Origin of the sequence: Verrucosispora sp. WMMD1129 (assembly GCF_029581255.1) — a bacterium.
GTDB classification, from domain to species: domain Bacteria; phylum Actinomycetota; class Actinomycetes; order Mycobacteriales; family Micromonosporaceae; genus Micromonospora; species Micromonospora sediminimaris.
In genome coordinates, this window is record NZ_CP120741.1 from 1,761,607 (window position 1) to 1,777,724 (window position 16,118).

The 16,118-nt window shown below is 71.7% G+C and carries 15 protein-coding genes; 9 read left to right on the top strand and 6 right to left on the bottom strand.

Translation table 11 applies throughout. The annotated features are described in order from the left end of the window. Nucleotides 1-45: 45 nt before the first annotated feature. The gene (gene ligD, locus O7624_RS08000; protein WP_282239544.1) at nt 46-1,071 is read right to left on the bottom strand and encodes a non-homologous end-joining DNA ligase; all 1,026 of its coding nucleotides are present in this window, start codon (nt 1,069-1,071) and stop codon (nt 46-48) included. A 47-nt stretch (nt 1,072-1,118) separates the two neighbouring features. On the opposite strand from ligD, the gene msrB reads away from it, so the two are divergent. Further along, nucleotides 1,119-1,529, top strand: a complete 411-nt coding sequence (gene msrB / locus O7624_RS08005) for a peptide-methionine (R)-S-oxide reductase MsrB (protein ID WP_282239545.1) — start codon at nt 1,119-1,121, stop codon at nt 1,527-1,529. A 6-nt stretch (nt 1,530-1,535) separates the two neighbouring features. Here the strand turns inward: msrB and O7624_RS08010 are convergent, their stop codons facing one another. Together O7624_RS08010 and O7624_RS08015 are read right to left on the bottom strand one after the other, a co-directional pair. Continuing rightward, a complete protein-coding gene (locus O7624_RS08010) occupies nt 1,536-2,195 on the bottom strand; it encodes a DUF305 domain-containing protein (protein ID WP_282239546.1) in 660 nt (219 codons plus the stop codon). A 149-nt stretch (nt 2,196-2,344) separates the two neighbouring features. Next, on the bottom strand, nt 2,345-3,088 hold the full coding sequence (locus tag O7624_RS08015) for a lytic polysaccharide monooxygenase (protein WP_282239547.1): 744 nt from the start codon (nt 3,086-3,088) through the stop codon (nt 2,345-2,347). A 152-nt stretch (nt 3,089-3,240) separates the two neighbouring features. Between O7624_RS08015 and O7624_RS08020 the strand changes: the two genes are divergently transcribed. The 4 genes from O7624_RS08020 to O7624_RS08035 all read left to right on the top strand — a co-directional run bounded on the left by O7624_RS08020 (nt 3,241) and on the right by O7624_RS08035 (nt 6,921). After that, complete coding sequence (locus O7624_RS08020; protein ID WP_281566631.1) at nt 3,241-3,501, top strand: Prokaryotic metallothionein; 261 nt, start codon at nt 3,241-3,243, stop codon at nt 3,499-3,501. Nucleotides 3,502-3,752: 251 nt separating this feature from the next. Continuing rightward, nucleotides 3,753-4,193: a GNAT family N-acetyltransferase gene (locus O7624_RS08025; RefSeq protein ID WP_282239548.1), complete on the top strand. Its 441-nt coding sequence runs from the start codon at nt 3,753-3,755 to the stop codon at nt 4,191-4,193. 199 nt (nt 4,194-4,392) lie between these two features. Continuing rightward, a complete protein-coding gene (locus O7624_RS08030) occupies nt 4,393-5,493 on the top strand; it encodes a lytic polysaccharide monooxygenase (RefSeq protein WP_282239549.1) in 1,101 nt (366 codons plus the stop codon). Between the two features lie 330 nt (nt 5,494-5,823). Next, nucleotides 5,824-6,921, top strand: coding sequence for a lytic polysaccharide monooxygenase (locus O7624_RS08035; RefSeq protein ID WP_282239550.1), 1,098 nt, complete (start codon nt 5,824-5,826; stop codon nt 6,919-6,921). An 86-nt stretch (nt 6,922-7,007) separates the two neighbouring features. On the opposite strand, the gene hemQ is transcribed toward O7624_RS08035, so the two are convergent. From hemQ to hemE, 3 genes are read right to left on the bottom strand one after another with little or no spacing between them, the layout of a single operon-like run. Further along, the gene (hemQ, locus tag O7624_RS08040) at nt 7,008-7,709 is read right to left on the bottom strand and encodes a hydrogen peroxide-dependent heme synthase (RefSeq protein WP_282239551.1); all 702 of its coding nucleotides are present in this window, start codon (nt 7,707-7,709) and stop codon (nt 7,008-7,010) included. After that, a complete protein-coding gene (gene hemG, locus O7624_RS08045) occupies nt 7,706-9,115 on the bottom strand; it encodes a protoporphyrinogen oxidase (RefSeq protein ID WP_282239552.1) in 1,410 nt (469 codons plus the stop codon). Before hemG ends, hemQ begins: the two co-directional genes overlap by 4 nt. A 5-nt stretch (nt 9,116-9,120) precedes the next feature. Then, a complete protein-coding gene (gene hemE / locus O7624_RS08050; protein WP_282239553.1) occupies nt 9,121-10,218 on the bottom strand; it encodes a uroporphyrinogen decarboxylase in 1,098 nt (365 codons plus the stop codon). Between the two features lie 147 nt (nt 10,219-10,365). Here hemE and O7624_RS08055 point away from each other — a divergent pair, with 147 nt between their 5' ends. The 4 genes from O7624_RS08055 (at nt 10,366) to O7624_RS08070 (ending at nt 15,956) form a co-directional block, all read left to right on the top strand. After that, nucleotides 10,366-10,938 (top strand): DUF3000 domain-containing protein, encoded by a 573-nt coding sequence (locus O7624_RS08055; protein ID WP_093410397.1) that lies wholly within the window; start codon nt 10,366-10,368, stop codon nt 10,936-10,938. Between the two features lie 77 nt (nt 10,939-11,015). Continuing rightward, complete coding sequence (locus O7624_RS08060) at nt 11,016-12,335, top strand: ribonuclease D (protein WP_282239554.1); 1,320 nt, start codon at nt 11,016-11,018, stop codon at nt 12,333-12,335. 361 nt (nt 12,336-12,696) lie between these two features. Then, entirely contained in the window at nt 12,697-13,890 is a 1,194-nt protein-coding gene (locus O7624_RS08065) for an acetyl-CoA C-acyltransferase (protein WP_093410393.1), read from the top strand. Then, entirely contained in the window at nt 13,887-15,956 is a 2,070-nt protein-coding gene (locus tag O7624_RS08070; RefSeq protein ID WP_282239555.1) for a 3-hydroxyacyl-CoA dehydrogenase NAD-binding domain-containing protein, read from the top strand. Before O7624_RS08065 ends, O7624_RS08070 begins: the two co-directional genes overlap by 4 nt. Nucleotides 15,957-16,118: the final 162 nt, after the last annotated feature.

The window sequence follows — 16,118 nt, forward strand, 5'->3', positions numbered from 1 at the left end:
AGTCAGCGTTATGCTACCCCTGTCCACGCTCGACGGATGAACGTTCTAGCTGGTAGATGGCCTCGCGCGGCTGGGTTGAACTCTCTTCGGCTCGCCGGGCATCTTCGGGTGGTCGGGCGGGTAGGGCAGGTCGCCCTCGCCGGCGGCGGCGTCCCGCTCGGCCCATTCGAGCAGCGGCGTGATGTCCCACGCGGCGTCGTCGATGCCGGCGTGCGGGTCGCCGCGCTGGGCCAACCGTTCCGGCACCGTACGCAGGTCGAAATCGTCCGGCTCGACGTCGGGCAGCTCGTCCCAGGTGACCGGGGTGGAGACGGTCGCCCGGGCGTTAGCCCGCAACGAGTACGCGCAGGCGATGGTGCGATCCCGCGCCATCTGGTTGTAGTCCACGAAGACCCGCTCGCCGCGTTCCTCCTTCCACCAGGCGGTGGTGACCAGGTCGGGCCGGCGGCGGGCCAGCTCCCGGGCCAGCGCGATGGTGGCCCGGCGTACCTCGACGAACGTCCAGCGCGGCTGGATGCGCAGGTAGACGTGCACGCCCCGGCCGCCGGAGGTCTTCGGCCAGCCCGGCACGCCCAACTCGTCGAGGATCGCCCGCAGCTCGGCGGCGGCCGTCGCGGCGTGGGCGAAGTCGGTGCCGGGCTGCGGATCGAGGTCGACCCGCAACTCGTCGGGCTGGTCGACGTCGGCGGACCGGACCGGCCACGGGTGGAACACCACAGTGCCCATCTGCGCAGCCCAGGCCACGTGGGCCAGGTCCGCCGGGCACAGCTCCGCGGCCTTGCGACCGCTGGGGAAGCTGATCTCGGCGGTACGCACCCAGGGCGGCACGCCCCGGGTCGGCACCCGCTTCTGGAAGAACATCTCCCCCTCGATGCCGTCGGGGAAGCGTTGCAACGTGGTGGGTCGGTCGCCCAGCGCGCGCATGATGCCGTCGCCGACGCTTACGTAGTAGTGGAAGACGTCGGCCTTGGTGAAGCCCCGCTCCGGGAAGATCACCCGGTCGGGACTCGACAGTCGTACGCTCTGCCCGGCCACCTCGATCTGCTCGGCCGCAGCCTTCGTGCCACCCATTGCGCGACCATATGCGATGGGTCCGACCTTCGGCGTACCGTTGACCTGTGACTCTTCCCGACAGCGAACTGCCCCGCACCGAGGACGAGTGGCGGGTCCGGCTCAGCCCCGCCGAGTTCCGGGTGTTGCGCGAGCATGGCACCGAGCCGGCCTGGACCGGCGAGTACGTCGACACCAAGACGCCCGGCATGTACCGGTGCCGGGCCTGCGGCGCCGAGCTGTACCCGAGCGACACCAAGTTCGACTCGCACTGCGGCTGGCCGAGCTTCGACGACGCGATCCCGGGCGCGATCAAGGAGATCGAGGACAATTCCCTCGGCATGAGTCGCACCGAGATCCGCTGCGCCCGCTGCGACAGTCACCTCGGTCACGTATTCCGGGGCGAGGGCTTCACCCCGAAGGACACCCGGCACTGCGTGAACTCGCTCTCCATCCGCCTGGACCCGACCGACGTCTGACCCTGGTCACCCCGGCCGGCCGGCCATCAGCGCGACCTGAGCGGTACGCGACTGCTCGACGCGGCGGGCCAGGTCGAGTACCCGTGCGTCGGTGCCCGCCGCCTGATGTGCCCGGGCCAGGTCGGCCGCGGCCTGCTGGTGCGCGCTGAGCACCTCGATCAGCACCTTGTCGACCTCGGTGTCCGGGGCGTCGCGCAGCCGCGCCAGCTGCTCGGGTCCGGTGCCGTGCCCGGCGTGGTCGTCGGCGCGGGCACTGCGCCCGGCCGCTGCCAGCCAGCCGCGTGCGGTGGCCAGTTCGTCGGACTCGGTGGCCTCGACGGCTGCGACAAGGGTGCGCAGTTCGCTGTCGGTCAGTCGGTCCCGGACGAGCCCGACGATCTGGAGGGTCTGCTCGGTGTGCCCGGCCATCATCGACAGGAACAACAGGTCGATACCGGTCATCTCGCTGGTGGCACCAGGCGTCCCGGCGGGGGTCGCGGCCACCGGCGGCGTGGCGTCGCCGGGCGCGGGCTGCCCGGACGGCGCGGGCGAGCCGCCGCACCCGGCAACCAGCAGCACCGCGATCAGGTGCAGCGGCAGCACACGCAGCGCGGCACGCCGTACCCCCGCCACCGCGCGCCCTTCGGACGGCCGGGCCGACGACACGGCGACTCGGGTCCCCAGCACGCCGGCTCCGGCCCGCGACACGGCAGCTCCGGCCGACAGCACGGCGGCTCCGGCCGACCGCACACCAGCTTCCGCCCACAGCACGGCGGGCGGGTGCGACGGTACGGCGGGCGGGAGGTGCGGCCAGCTCCAGCCGCACCTCCCGTTGGTCAGAGCTGACTCCACAGCGCCGGCACGTTCGGCGGTTCCCAGCCGGCGATGGCGGTGTGCGCCTGCCGGCAGCGGTAGGTCCGGCCACCGTAGGTGACCTGGTCCCCGACGGAGTACGCCCGACCGGCCGCCCAGGTGCCGCCCGTCGGCGGGTTGGTGGTCGGGGCGACCGTCGGGGTGGGCGACGGGGCGGGCGGGTTGGTGGTGGGGCTGGGCGTGGGATTGCCGCCGCCACCGCCGATCTGGAGGTCCACGCAGGAGTAGAAGGCGTTTGCGGTGTCGGAGATGTTCCACACCGCCAGGAGCTTCTGTCGACCCTGATAGCCGGACAGGTTGACGGTGTGCGAGACGGTCGCGCCGGGCTGGCGTCCGCCGCCGGAGAAGACTGCGACCCGGGTGTTGCCGATGAAGTACTCCCAGTCGCGGGTGGCGTGCATGGCCGTGTTGACCCAGGTGAACGTCACAGTGGTGCCGACCGAGGTGGCCGGCCAGCCACGGTTGTCGTCGTTGAGGACGGCGAAGTGCGAGATGTTCGCGTGGCAGTTGCGTAGCCCCTTGGGGCCTTCGACGCTCTGTGGCTCCCACCTGATCTGCCCGCAGTCGGGCACCCGGTTCTGGGCGCAGAGTGCCTGGCGGCTTGGCGGCGACGAGACGTAGCCGTGGGCCTGAGCGGGGGTGGCGACGGCCAGGGTGGAGACCATGGCGCCCGTCGCGACGAGCGGAAGGGTGATTCTTCGGCGCATGGCGGCAGCTCCTTGTCGGCGTGATGCCTGGTGAGGTGCCACCAACATAATTTAAACCTTGTTAACAGTAAAGACCACTGTCGATAAAAGCAGAGCCGCCGGAGGTCATGCCGCAAGATGGGACAAAAGGTCTACTGATGGAGGTACGGGGCGTGGCTACCTGCGAGGTCTGCGGCAACGACTACTGGCTGGCGTTCGAGGTGCGTACGGTCAGCGGCGACGTACACACCTTCGACAGTTTCGAGTGCGCGATCCACCGGCTGGCGCCGATCTGCGAGCACTGCGGCATCAAGATCTCCGGCCACGGGGTCGAGGTCTCCGGCCGGTTCTTCTGCTGCGGTCACTGCGCTCGGGCGGTGGAGACGGAGCAGGGGGCCGAGATCCGCGACGCGGTGGGCGCGCGTCCCGCCTGACGGCCGTCGACCGATCATCCGCAGCGACCGAGCACCATGGGAAATCCCGCCCGAGAAACGAAGACGCCAAGGTAGACCTTGGACATTTTCCGTTCGCGAAGAACGGAAAATGTCCAAGATCCGTAATCCGGTTCCGCGCGCATGCCGGCAAACGCGTACGAAGCCAGGCGGCGCAACCTGCAGGGCAGGCTGAGCCAGGCCAGGGGCACCTCCACGCCGACGTCCGGTGACGACAGCACTAGCCTGGCGGGATGTCTGACACGCAGCTGCACAGCGCCAGTTTCGCCGAGTTGGACGCCCGCACCTTCCACGATCTGGTGCGGCTCCGCGTCGACGTCTTCGTGGTCGAGCAGGAGTGCGCGTACCCGGAGATCGACGGGCGCGACGTCGAGCCCGGCACCCGGCATCTGTGGCTGGCACGCGACGGCGCTCCGGTGGCGTACCTGCGAATTCTGGCCGACCCCGGCGGGGTGGCCAGGATCGGGCGGGTGGTGGTGGCCCCGACGGCCCGGGGTGCCGGGCACGCGGGCCGGCTGATGACGGCGGCACTCGCGGAGATCGGTGACCGGCCGTGCGTGTTGGACGCGCAGTCACATCTGGTCGACTTCTACACCCGGCACGGCTTCACGGTCAGCGGGCCGGAGTACGTCGAGGACGGCATCCCCCACACACCGATGCGCCGGAAGTGGTGAGCCACCCGAACCCGGTGGTGGAAGCGTTTCGACGACGCCTCGCACCCGGTGCTGGAAATCGCTTTCCTCATTGACGGGTGACGATCGATCGTGCCATCCTTCCGAGTCAGCGCACGAGGGCCACACTGACGGCACGGGAGAGGGCAACTCCCGAGCGTCCGGGCGATGTCGAGATCCGACGACTCCCCCTGGGGGCTCCATGTCCAATTCGCTCAGATCATCGCGGGCACTGTGGCTGCTGGCCGTCGCGGCCGTTGCCACGCTGCTGCTCTCCACGGCATTTGTGCAGTCCGCCTCCGCGCACGGCTCGGTGGCCAACCCCATCTCCCGCAACTACGGCTGCTGGCAACGCTGGGGTGGCGACTTCCAGAACCCGCGGATGGCCACCGAGGACCCGATGTGTTGGCAGGCCTGGCAGACCGACACCAACGCCATGTGGAACTGGAACGGCCTCTACCGCGAGGGCGTGGCCGGCAACCACCAGGCCGCCATCCCGGACGGCCAGCTCTGCTCCGGCGGGCGCACCGAGAACGGGCGCTACCGGGCGATGGACGTGCCGGGTGCCTGGCGGACCACCTCGGTCGGCAACAACTTCCGGCTGAAGTTCTACGACCAGGCCAGTCACGGCGCCGACTACATCCGGGTGTACGCCACCCGGCAGGGCTACGACGCGTTGAACACGCCGCTGGCCTGGTCGCACCTGGAACTGGTCGGTCAGATCGGCAACACGCCGGCCTCCCAGTGGCAGCAGGAGCCCGGTGGGGTCTCCATCGAGATCCCGGTCAACGCTCCGGGCCGCACCGGCCGGCACGTCATCTACACGATCTGGCAGGCCAGCCACTCCGACCAGTCGTACTACATCTGTAGCGACGTGCAGTTCGGTGGCGGATCCAACCCTCCGCCCACCACGCCGCCGCCCACCACGCCGCCGCCCACCACGCCCCCGCCGACCACGTCGCCGCCGACCACGCCGCCGCCGACCACCAACCCGCCACCGGCGGGTGCCTGCTCGGCGACGTACCGGGTCACCTCGACCTGGTCCGGCGGCTTCCAGGGCGAGGTCCAGGTGACCGCCGGCAACGCCGCCATCCGCGGCTGGCGGGTGAACTGGACCAACGGCAGCGGACAACAGGTCAACCAGGCCTGGAACGCCACCGTCACCTCCAGCGGCTCCACCGTCACCGCCACCAACGTCAGCTACAACGGCAACCTCAGTGCCGGCGCCAGCACCAGCTTCGGCTTCCTGGCCTCCGGCAGCAGCACGAACACACCGACGGTGACCTGCACCGCCACCTCCTGACCCCGGCCGGGGCCGCGCCACACTCCCTCTGGCGCGGCCCCGCCCGGCTCAGCGGACGAGCCGGGCGGACGAGCCGAACGGACGGCCCGGCGACGCCAGCCGGAAGGTAAGACAGCGGCACCCGGTAGCCCGGCGGGGTGCCGGCACCTGGCTGGTGGTGGTGCCGGAGGCCCGCTCCGGAGAGCCCTTCTCGCGTTGACGTACGCCGATACCCCGTGGCACGCTTCCCTCGGAGCCAACACCACAGGGGCAACGCAGATCGACCACGGGAGAGGCAACTCCCGAGTGTCCGGGCGCTTTCGCGAACTGACGATTCCCTTGGGGAGCTCCATGTCGAACGTACTCAGAACACCACGCGCTGCCTGGCTGCTGGCCGTCGCGGCCGTCGCCCTGTTGCTGCTCACCACCGCGCTGACAAACCCCGTCTCCGCGCACGGCGCCACGGTCAACCCGGGTTCCCGCGCCTACGGCTGCTGGGAACGCTGGGGCGGTGACCACATGAACCCGCGGATGGCCACCGAGGACCCGATGTGTTGGCAGGCCTGGCAGGCCAACCCGAGCGCCATGTGGAACTGGAACGGCCAACTCCGCGAGGGGGTCGGCGGCAACCACCAGGCGGCCGTGCCGAACGGCCAGCTCTGCTCGGGCGGGCGTGCCGAGGGCGGTCGCTACAACGCCCTCGACACCTTGGGTGCCTGGCGGACCACCCCGGTCCCCAACAGCTTCCAGTTGAAGTTCTTCGACCAGGCCAGCCACGGTGCCGACTACATCCGGGTGTACGCCACCCGGCAGGGTGTGGACACGCTTACCAAGCCACTGGCCTGGTCCGACCTGGAACTGGTCGGCCAGATCGGCAACACGCCGGCGTCGCAGTGGCAGCGGGAGGTCGACGGGGTGTCGATCCAGATTCCGGTGAACGCGCCCGGCCGCACCGGCCGGCACATCATCTTCACCGTCTGGCAGGCCAGCCACTTCGACCAGTCGTACTACCACTGCAGCGACGTCCAGTTCGGTGGCGGCACCACCCCGCCGACCACCACGCCGCCCACGACCACTCCGCCGACCACCACGCCACCCACCACCACCCCGCCCACCACTGCACCGCCGACCACCAACCCGCCGGTGACGGGTGCCTGCTCGGCGACGTACCGGGTCACCTCGACCTGGTCCGGCGGCTTCCAGGGCGAGGTGCAGGTGACCGCCGGCAACGCGGCCATCCGCGGCTGGCGGGTGAGCTGGACCAACGGCAGCGGACAACAGGTCAACCAGGCCTGGAACGCCACCGTCACCTCCAGCGGCTCCACCGTCACCGCCACCAACGTCAGCTACAACGGCAACCTCGGCGCCGGCGCCAGCACCAGCTTCGGCTTCCTGGCCTCCGGCAGCAGCACGAACACACCGACGGTGACCTGCACGGCCACCGCCTGACCCCGGCCGGGGCCGCGCCACACTCCCTCTGGCGCGGCCCCGCCCGGCTCGGTGGACGAGCCGGGCGGACGACCCGGCGGGCCGGCTCAGCCCAGGGCGGAGACGATGTCGGCGATCGAGCGGCGGCGGCCGGTGTAGAAGGGAACTTCCTCGCGGACGTGCAACCGGGCGCGAGAGGCCCGCAGGTCACGCATCAGGTCGACGATCCGGTGCAGTTCGTCGGCCTCGAAGGCGAGCATCCACTCGTAGTCGCCGAGCGCGAAGGAGGCGACCGTGTTGGCCCGTACGTCGGGGTAGCCACGGGCCATCTTGCCGTGCTCGGCCAGCAGTTCCCGCCGCTCGGCGTCGGGCAGCAGGTACCAGTCGTACGAGCGGACGAACGGGTAGACGCAGAGGTAGGCGCGGGCCTCCTCGCCGGCCAGGAACGCCGGGATGTGGCTCTTGTTGAACTCGGCCGGCCGGTGCAACGCCATCTGCGACCAGACCGGAGTCATCGCCCGACCCAGGGCGGTCCGCCGCAACCGCAGGTACGCGTCCTGGAGCGCGTCGCTTGACGATGAGTGCCACCAGACCATCAGGTCGGCGTCGGCCCGCAGCCCGGACACGTCGTAGGTGCCGCGTACCACCACGTCCTTGCCGGCCAGCTCCTCGATCAGCGACTCGACCTCGCCGGTGACGTTGTCGCGCAGCGACGGCAGTGGCGCGCTGGCCCGGAATACCGACCACATGGTGTAGCGGATGGTGGAGTTGAGTTCCTTCAGGCGGGCCGCGTTGCTCTGCTCGGTCATCTCCCCGATCCTTCCAGTGCCGTGATGATCTCCTCGGCCGCCGTCTCACCGGAGCGGACGCAGACCGGGATGCCGACCCCGTCGTAGCCGGCGCCGGCCAGCCGCAGCGTCGGATGCGTCGCCCGCAGGGTCGAGCGGGCGGCCACCACCCGGTCGAGATGACCGGGGGTGTACTGGGGCAGCGCGCCACCCCAGCGCTGCACGTGCCCGGCGACCGGGGCGGGCAGCGGCGTTCCCAGCACCGCCGACACCTCCCGGTGCACGGTGGCGGCGAGGTCCTCGTCGGTGCGCTGGAGCTGCTCCTCGTCGCCGTACCGGCCGACCGAGGCGCGCACCAGGGCCAGCCCGTCCGGCCGGCGCAGGTGCCTCCACTTGGTGGTGAAGAAGGTGGACGCCTTGACCAGCAGTCCTTCGGTGGCGGGCACCAGGAAGCCGGAGAGTTCCGGCAGCACCGGTTCGGGCAGCGCGAGGGTGACGAGCGCGACGCTGGCGTAGTCCAGCCCGCCGATCTCCTTCGCCGCTTCGGGGGCGACGTCGGCGAGCAGACGCGCCGCCGGCCGGGCCGGCACCGCCAGCACCACCGCGTCCACGTCGACGTGCTCGGGATCGCGGGTCGGGCCGACGGTCAGCCGCCAGCCGACGCCGGTCGGGGTGAGCTCACGCACCGCCGCGTGGCGGCGGATCGTCGCGCCGCTGGCCGTCACCGCCGCGTCGACCAGGCTGCTCAGCCCGCCGTCGAGGGTGCCGAAGACCGGCTCGCCGGGAGCACGGGGCGCGGCGGCCTGCGCCGCGCGTACGGCGGCGACAAGCGTGTGTTCCACCCGGGCGGCCCGGGCCAGCGCCGGCATGGTGGTGACCAGGGACAGGTCGTCGGCGCGGCCCGCGTACACCCCGCCGAGCATCGGGTCGACCAGCCGGTCGACCACCTCGTCACCGAACCTCGACCGGACCAGCGCGCCCACGGAGACGTCGGCCCCGGGGCCGAGCAGCGGCCCACCTCCGTCGCGGTCGGCCTCCGGAGTGGGCCGGGCCACCGCCGACACCTTGTCCAGATCACCGGGTACGCCGACAAGCGTGCCGCCGGGGATCGGGCGCAGTCCGCCGTCGACGGCCAGCGCCGCCTGCCCGACGGTGGGGTGGACGATCCGTCCCGCCAGGCCGAGCCGGCGGATCAGGGCGACGGCGGCGGACTCCCCGCCGGCCGGGTCACGCATCAGGAACGACTCGGCGCCGAACTCGACCGAGCCGCCGGCCAGCTCGCCGGTGCGCAGCTTGCCGCCGAGCGCGCCGGACTGCTCGTACACGGTGATGTCGACCTCGGCGGGGGCGCGGTCGCGTAACCGGACCGCGGCGGCCAGGCCGGCGATGCCGCCGCCGACCACCGCCACCCGCCGCCGCGTCGCCACGACGGTCAGCCCTGGTCGACCGGTCGGACGGACAGCTCGTGCACCAGGGCGACCACTCGGGTCAGCACCTCCGGGTCGGTCTCCGGCAGCACCCCGTGGCCGAGGTTGAACACGTGCCCCGGCGCGGCCCGGCCCTGCTCCAGGATCCGGCGCACCTCGGTCTCCACCACCGGCCACGGTGCCAACAGCAGGGTCGGATCGAGGTTGCCCTGCACGGCCCGCTCCGGTCCGATCCGGCGGGTCGCGACGTCCAGCGGGGTACGCCAGTCGACGCCGACCACGTCGGCGCCGGCCTCGCCCATCGCGCCGAGCAGTTCGGCGGTACCCACCCCGAAGTGGATCCGGGGTACCCCGGTGTCGGCGAGCCCGGACAGCACCTTCGTCGAGTGGGGCAGCACGAAGCGGCGGTAGTCGGCCTCGGAGAGCGCGCCGGCCCACGAGTCGAACAGCTGCACCGCCGACACGCCGGCCTCGATCTGCACCCGCAGGAACGCCAGGGTCACCTCGGCCAGCCGGCCGGCGAGGGTGTGCCACAGCTCGGGCTCGCCGTACATCAGCGCCTTGGTCTTGGCGTGGGTACGCGACGGGCCGCCCTCCACCAGGTAACTGGCAAGCGTGAACGGGGCACCGGCGAAGCCGATCAGCGGGGTGTCGCCCAACTCCTTGACCAGCAGCCGGACCGCCTCATCGACGTAGTCGACGTCATCACGGCCGATCGGCCGGATCCGTTCGACGTCGGCGGCGGTACGCACCGGCTCGGCCACGACCGGCCCGGTGCCGGGCACGATGTCCAGGTCGACCCCGGCGGCGGCCACCGGCACCACGATGTCGCTGAACAGGATCGCCGCGTCCACCCCGTGCCGGCGTACCGGCTGAAGGGTGATCTCGGTGACCAGGTCCGGGCGGCGGCACGACTCCAGCATCGCCACGTTGGCCCGGATCTCGCGGTACTCCGGCAACGACCGGCCCGCCTGGCGCATGAACCAGACCGGGGTGTGCGGGACGGGCCGGCGGCGGCACGCCCGCACGAAGGGCGAATCGGCGGGCCTGCCGGGGCGGGGCTCATCGTCTCGGGCGGCGGTGCCCGTGGTGTCGGTGGTCATCGCGGCAATCGTGCCACGCGGCCGATCGCCGTCCCGCGCCCACCGCCACCTTTGTGACGTAGCGCGGTAACGGGCGGCGTGGTACGCGCCGGGTGATCGTCGGCGCGCCTCGCGGGCGGGAAACGGGCGGCGGAATAGGCTGCGGGCATGGGCCCCCCGATCGCGCTTCCCGACACGTTCGCTCGCGCGGTCGCGGGGCTCCGGTCGGCGACGCCCCGGCCGGAGATCCTGCTGGAAGAAGTGGGGGCGCCGCAACGGCTGGCCCCGTACTCCTTCGCGCTCTCGGCGTCGGTGCTGCGCGACGGTGACGAGGTGGCCAGCGGGCGGCTGATCCTGCTGCACGACCCGGCCGGGCACGAGGCGTGGCAGGGCACCCTGCGGCTGGTCACCTACGTGACCGCCGAGTTGGAGGTCGACCTGGCCGCCGATCCGCTGCTGCCCGGGGTGGGGTGGACCTGGCTCACCGACGCCCTCGACGCCCAGGACGCGGGGTACCGGGCCATCGGCGGGACGATCACGCAGACGATGTCGACCCGGTTCGGTGAGCTGGCCGGCCCACCCGCGGCCGGCGACGTGGAGATCCGCGCCTCCTGGACACCGACCGGCGGCGACCTCGCCGCGCACCTGGACGCCTGGTGCACCCTGCTCGCCTCCACCGCCGGCCTGCCGCCGCCCGGCGTCACCGCCCTGCCGGAGCGCCGCCCGGCCGCCACCGGCTGAGCCCGCCCGAACCACTCCGCCGACACGCGGCGGGGCGGGTGGCGGCACTCGATCCACTCGCGCACTAGGGTTGTCAGGTGACCGACGAACCACCCCTGAGCCGTCGGGCCGCCGCAAGCCGTACGGGAAACGACACGCAGCACCCGCCATCGGCGAGGTCGGAGCCCTCGGACGCGGGGTCCGAGCCCACCGGCGGCCAGTCCGTGCCGCTGACCGCACCCCGCGAGGGCACCCCCGAGCCCGTCGCCGCCCCGGAGCAGCTCGCCGAGGTCGTGGCGCGGTTCGCCAGCGGTGCCGGGCCAGTGGCCCTGGACGCCGAACGTGCCTCCGGCTACCGGTACAGCCAACGCGCCTACCTCGTACAACTGCGTCGCGCCGGTGCCGGCACCGTACTGATCGACCCACTGCCGCTGCCCGACCTCAGCGCCCTGGACGCCGTTATCGCCGAAACGGAGTGGGTGCTGCACGCGGCGAACCAGGATCTGCCCTGCCTGGCGGAGCTGGGGCTCCGTCCACGCCGGTTGTTCGACACCGAGTTGGCGGCGCGGCTGGCCGGCTTCGAGCGGGTGGGGCTCGCCGCGCTCACCGAGCAGCTACTCGGATTCAGCCTGGAGAAGCACCACTCCGCAGCGGACTGGTCGAGCCGGCCACTGCCCGAGTCCTGGCTGACCTATGCCGCCCTGGACGTCGAGCTGCTGACCGACCTGCGCGACGCACTCGACGCGGAGTTGGCCCGGCAGGGCAAATCCGAGTGGGCGGCGGAGGAGTTCGCCGCGCTCGTGCTGAACGGCAGCCGACCGCCCCGGGTCCGCGCCGAACCGTGGCGACGCACCTCCGGCATCCACCGGGTCCGGGGCGCGCGGGCACAGGCCCGGGTCCGGTCCCTGTGGTACGCCCGGGACCAGATCGCCGCCCGGCGGGACACGGCACCGGGCCGCGTACTGCCCGACTCGGCCATCGTCGCGGCGGCGGAGCTGGACCCGAGGGACGAGAAGACACTGCTCACCCTGCCCGGCTTCGGTGGTCGCTCGGTGCGGCGGTTGGCACGTACCTGGCTGGCGGCGCTCGACGACGCCCGGCAGTTGCCGGACGACGCCCTGCCGGTGACGCCGACGGTGGAGGGACCGCCCCCGCCGCATCGCTGGGCGGAACGGGATCCGGCTGCCGCCGCCCGGTTGAGCCGCTGCCGTGAGGTGGTGTTGCGGGTGGCCGGCGAGCACAACCTGCCCCCGGAGAACCTGATCTCGCCCGACACCATCCGTCGGGTCGCCTGGCAGCCGCCCGAGGAGATCACCGAAGCCACCGTCGCCGAGGCCCTGCGCGCCCACCACGCCCGCGAATGGCAGATCACCCTCCTCCTCCCCGACCTCGCCCAAGCCCTACCCCCCACCCCCTGACCCCCACCCCCTGACCCCACCCCACCCGCGCCCCCTCCCCGCGCCCGCCCGCCCCCGCCCCGGTGATCAAGAAGTTTGGGTCGGCGACACGCCGGGCGGCTGACGCAAACTTCTTGATCACCGCAAGGTGCAGGGCGCGCGGCGCGTGGGCACGCGGCGCGTGGGCACGCGGCGCGTGGGCACGCGGCGCGCGGGCGGGAGCGGGGTGGGTGGGGTGTGGGGTGGGTTACAGGGGGAGGTGGCGCGGGGCTTATTACTGGCGAGTAGCATCGGGGAAACGCCAGTGCTGGCGACCTTCGTCCGGTCCGTCACGTCGGTTACCGCGCGGACGACCGGATCGTGGTCGAATAGGAGGCTCATCGTGCCCCGTGAAGTCCGGGATGTCGTCTTCGTCGACGGCGTCCGCACCCCCTTCGGCAAGGCGGGTGGCATGTACGCCAACACCCGCGCCGACGACCTGGTGATCCGCTGCATCCGCGAACTGCTGCGCCGTAACCCCCAACTGCCGCCGGAGCGGGTCGAGGAAGTCGCGATCGCCGCCACCACCCAGATCGGCGACCAGGGCCTGACCATCGGTCGCACCGCCGCGCTGCTGGCGGGGCTGCCCAAGACCGTGCCGGGTTTCGCCATCGACCGGATGTGTGCCGGGGCGATGACCGCCGTGACCACCGTCGCCGGCGGCATCGCCATGGGCGCCTACGACATCGCGATCGCCGGCGGTGTCGAGCACATGGGCCGCCACCCGATGGGTGAGGGCGTCGACCCGAACCCGCGCATCATCGCCGAGAAGCTGGTCGACCCGTCCGCGCTGGTGATGGGCGCCACCGCGGAGAACCTGCACGACCGGGTCCCGCACATCACCAAGCAGCGCACCGACGCCTTCGCCCTCGCCTCCCAGCAGAAGACCGCGAAGGCGTACGCCAACGGCAAGCTCCAGGACGACCTGGTGCCGGTGGCGATCCGCGACGAGGAGAACGGCTGGGGCCTGGCGACTGTGGACGAGGCGCCCCGGGACACCTCGATGGAGAAGCTCGCCACGCTCAAGACCCCGTTCCGTCCGCACGGCAAGGTCACCGCGGGCAACGCGGCCGGTCTCAACGACGGCGCCACCGCCAGCCTGCTCGCCGACGAGGCCACCGCCCGCGAGCTGGGCCTGCCGGTCGCGATGCGGCTGGTGTCGTACGGCTTCGTCGGCGTCGAGCCGGAGGTGATGGGTGTCGGCCCGATCCCGTCGACCGAGAAGGCGCTGCGCATCGCCGGTCTGACCATCGACGACATCGGCCTGTTCGAGCTGAACGAGGCGTTCGCCGTGCAGGTGCTGGCCTTCCTCGATCACTTCGGCATCGCCGATGACGACCCGCGGGTCAACCCGTGGGGCGGCGCGATCGCCATCGGTCACCCGCTGGCGTCCTCCGGCGTACGGCTGATGACTCAGCTCGCCCGGCAGTTCGCCGAGCACCCGGAGGTCCGCTACGGCATCACCGCCATGTGCATCGGCATCGGCATGGGCGGCACGGTCATCTGGGAGAACCCGCACTGGGAGGGAGACAAGTGAGCGCGCTCGCCGCACCGAACGAGGTCGTCACCAGGGCGCTGCTGCGGCAGGTCAACGTGCCGGGGCTGGACCGGCCGGCCGCCCTGATCACCCTCGACAACGGATTCGACCACACCAAGCCGAACACCTTCGGCCCCGGCGGCCTGACCAGCCTGGACGAGGCGATCAGCGCCGCGCTGGCGGCCGACCCGGCGTTCATCGCGGTCACCGGAAAGCCGTACATCTTCTGCGTCGGTGCGGACATCACCGGTCTGCCGCAGCTCGCGGACCGCGAGCAGGCGCTGGAGATCGGCCGACTGGGTCACCGGGTCTTCGCCCGGCTGAAGGACAGCTCCGTACCGACCTTCGCCTTCGTCAACGGCGCGGCGATGGGCGGCGGCCTTGAGCTGGCCCTGCACTGCCACTACCGGACCCTGTCCGGCGGCGCGACGGCCCTGGCGCTGCCGGAGGTCTCGCTCGGACTGATCCCGGGCTGGGGCGGTACCCAACTGCTGCCGAACCTGATCGGCATTCCCGCCGCCACTCAGGTGATCATCCAGAATCCGCTGATGCAGAACAAGATGCTCAAGCCGAAGCAGGCCGCCGAGCTGGGCATCGCGGACGTGCTGCTGGAGCCGGCAGACTTCCTGGAGCGGTCCCTGGAGTGGGCCGCGGGGGTCGTCCGGGGCGAGGTCAGCGTCACCCGGCCCGAGGTCGACAAGGACATGTGGGCCGGCGTGCTGTACTTCGCCCGGCAGACGCTGGACCAGCGGTTGCACGGCGCGGTCCCGGCCGCGTACAAGGCACTCGACCTGCTGGAGACGGCGAAGGACGCCGACTTCGCCGCCGGCACCGCCGCGGAGGACGAGGCCCTCGCCGACCTGGTCTTCTCCGAGGAACTGCGCAGCGGCCTGTACGCCTTCGACCTGGTGCAGCGGCGGGCCAAGCGGCCGGCCGGCGCGCCGGACAAGGGCCTGGCCCGTCCGGTGACCAAGGTCGGCATCGTCGGCGCCGGCCTGATGGCCAGCCAGTTGGCGCTGCTGTTCGCCCGCCGCCTCCAGGTGCCGGTCGTCCTGACGGACCTGGACCAGGCCCGGGTCGACAAGGGTGTGGGCTACGTGCACACCCAGATCGAGAAGGCGGTAAGCAAGGGCCGGATGGACAAGGGCACGGCCGCGAAGCTGTACGGCCTGGTGTCCGGCTCGGTCGACAAGTCCGTCTTCGCCGACGCCGACTTCGTCATCGAGGCGGTCTTCGAGGACCTGAACGTCAAGAAGCAGGTCTGGGCCGAGCTGGAGAAGATCGTCAAGCCGGAGGCGGTGCTCGCCACAAACACCTCGTCGTTGTCGATCACCGAGATGGCGGCGGAGCTGGCGCACCCGGAGCGGGTGGTCGGCTTCCACTTCTTCAACCCGGTCGCGGTGCTGCCGCTGCTGGAGATCGTGCGGGGCGAGCGGACCGACGACGCCACCCTGGCCACCGCGTTCGCGGTCGGCAAGCAGCTCAAGAAGTCGAGTGTGCTGGTGAAGGACGCCCCGGCGTTCGTGGTGAACCGGCTGCTCACCCGTTTCCTGGGCACCGTGTTCGCCGCCGTCGACGCCGGCACCCCGCTGGAGGTGGCGAACCGGGCACTGGATCCGCTGGGTCTGCCGATGCGGCCCCTCGCGCTGCTCCAGCTGGTCGGGCCGGCCGTCGCGTACCACGTGGGCGGCACCCTGCACGCCGCGTTCCCGGACCGGTTCGGGGTGAGTGAGAACCTCAAGCGGATCGCCGACTCCGGTCAGCCGATCGTCGTCGACGACGAGATCAACACCGAGGTGGCGAAGCTGCTGGTGGTCGGCGACCAGCCACTCACCGAGGAGCAGGTACGCCAGAACGCGCTGGACGCGCTGGCGCAGGAGATCCGGCTGATGCTCGACGAGGGCGTCGTCGCCGAGGCGCAGGACATCGACCTGTGCATGATCCTTGGTGCCGGTTGGCCGTTCCACCTGGGTGGCGTCACGCCGTACCTGGACCGGACCGGCACCAGCGAGCGGGTCACCGGTAAGCGGTTCCTGCCACGCGGCGCGGCCAGCCTGGCCGGCTGAGCGGCGACGAACGACACCGGTCGCGGTGGTCACCCGACGAGGGTGGCCACCGCGAATCGCTTTTTCGTGGTGCTGCGGGTGCGGATGAACCACCTGGCTACGATGACCGGTCCACCCGAACCCAGGAGCTGACCGCATGTCCCACCCCTCGGATGAGCACCA

Coding starts and splice junctions, on each gene's coding strand:
- ligD (WP_282239544.1), bottom strand. CDS start 1,071: ATGGGTGGCACGAAGGCTGCGGCCGAGCAGATCGAGGTGGCCGGGCAG.
- O7624_RS08015 (WP_282239547.1), bottom strand. CDS start 3,088: ATGCGCCGAAGAATCACCCTTCCGCTCGTCGCGACGGGCGCCATGGTC.
- O7624_RS08025 (WP_282239548.1), top strand. CDS start 3,753: ATGTCTGACACGCAGCTGCACAGCGCCAGTTTCGCCGAGTTGGACGCC.
- O7624_RS08030 (WP_282239549.1), top strand. CDS start 4,393: ATGTCCAATTCGCTCAGATCATCGCGGGCACTGTGGCTGCTGGCCGTC.
- O7624_RS08035 (WP_282239550.1), top strand. CDS start 5,824: ATGTCGAACGTACTCAGAACACCACGCGCTGCCTGGCTGCTGGCCGTC.
- hemQ (WP_282239551.1), bottom strand. CDS start 7,709: ATGACCGAGCAGAGCAACGCGGCCCGCCTGAAGGAACTCAACTCCACC.
- hemE (WP_282239553.1), bottom strand. CDS start 10,218: ATGACCACCGACACCACGGGCACCGCCGCCCGAGACGATGAGCCCCGC.
- O7624_RS08055 (WP_093410397.1), top strand. CDS start 10,366: ATGGGCCCCCCGATCGCGCTTCCCGACACGTTCGCTCGCGCGGTCGCG.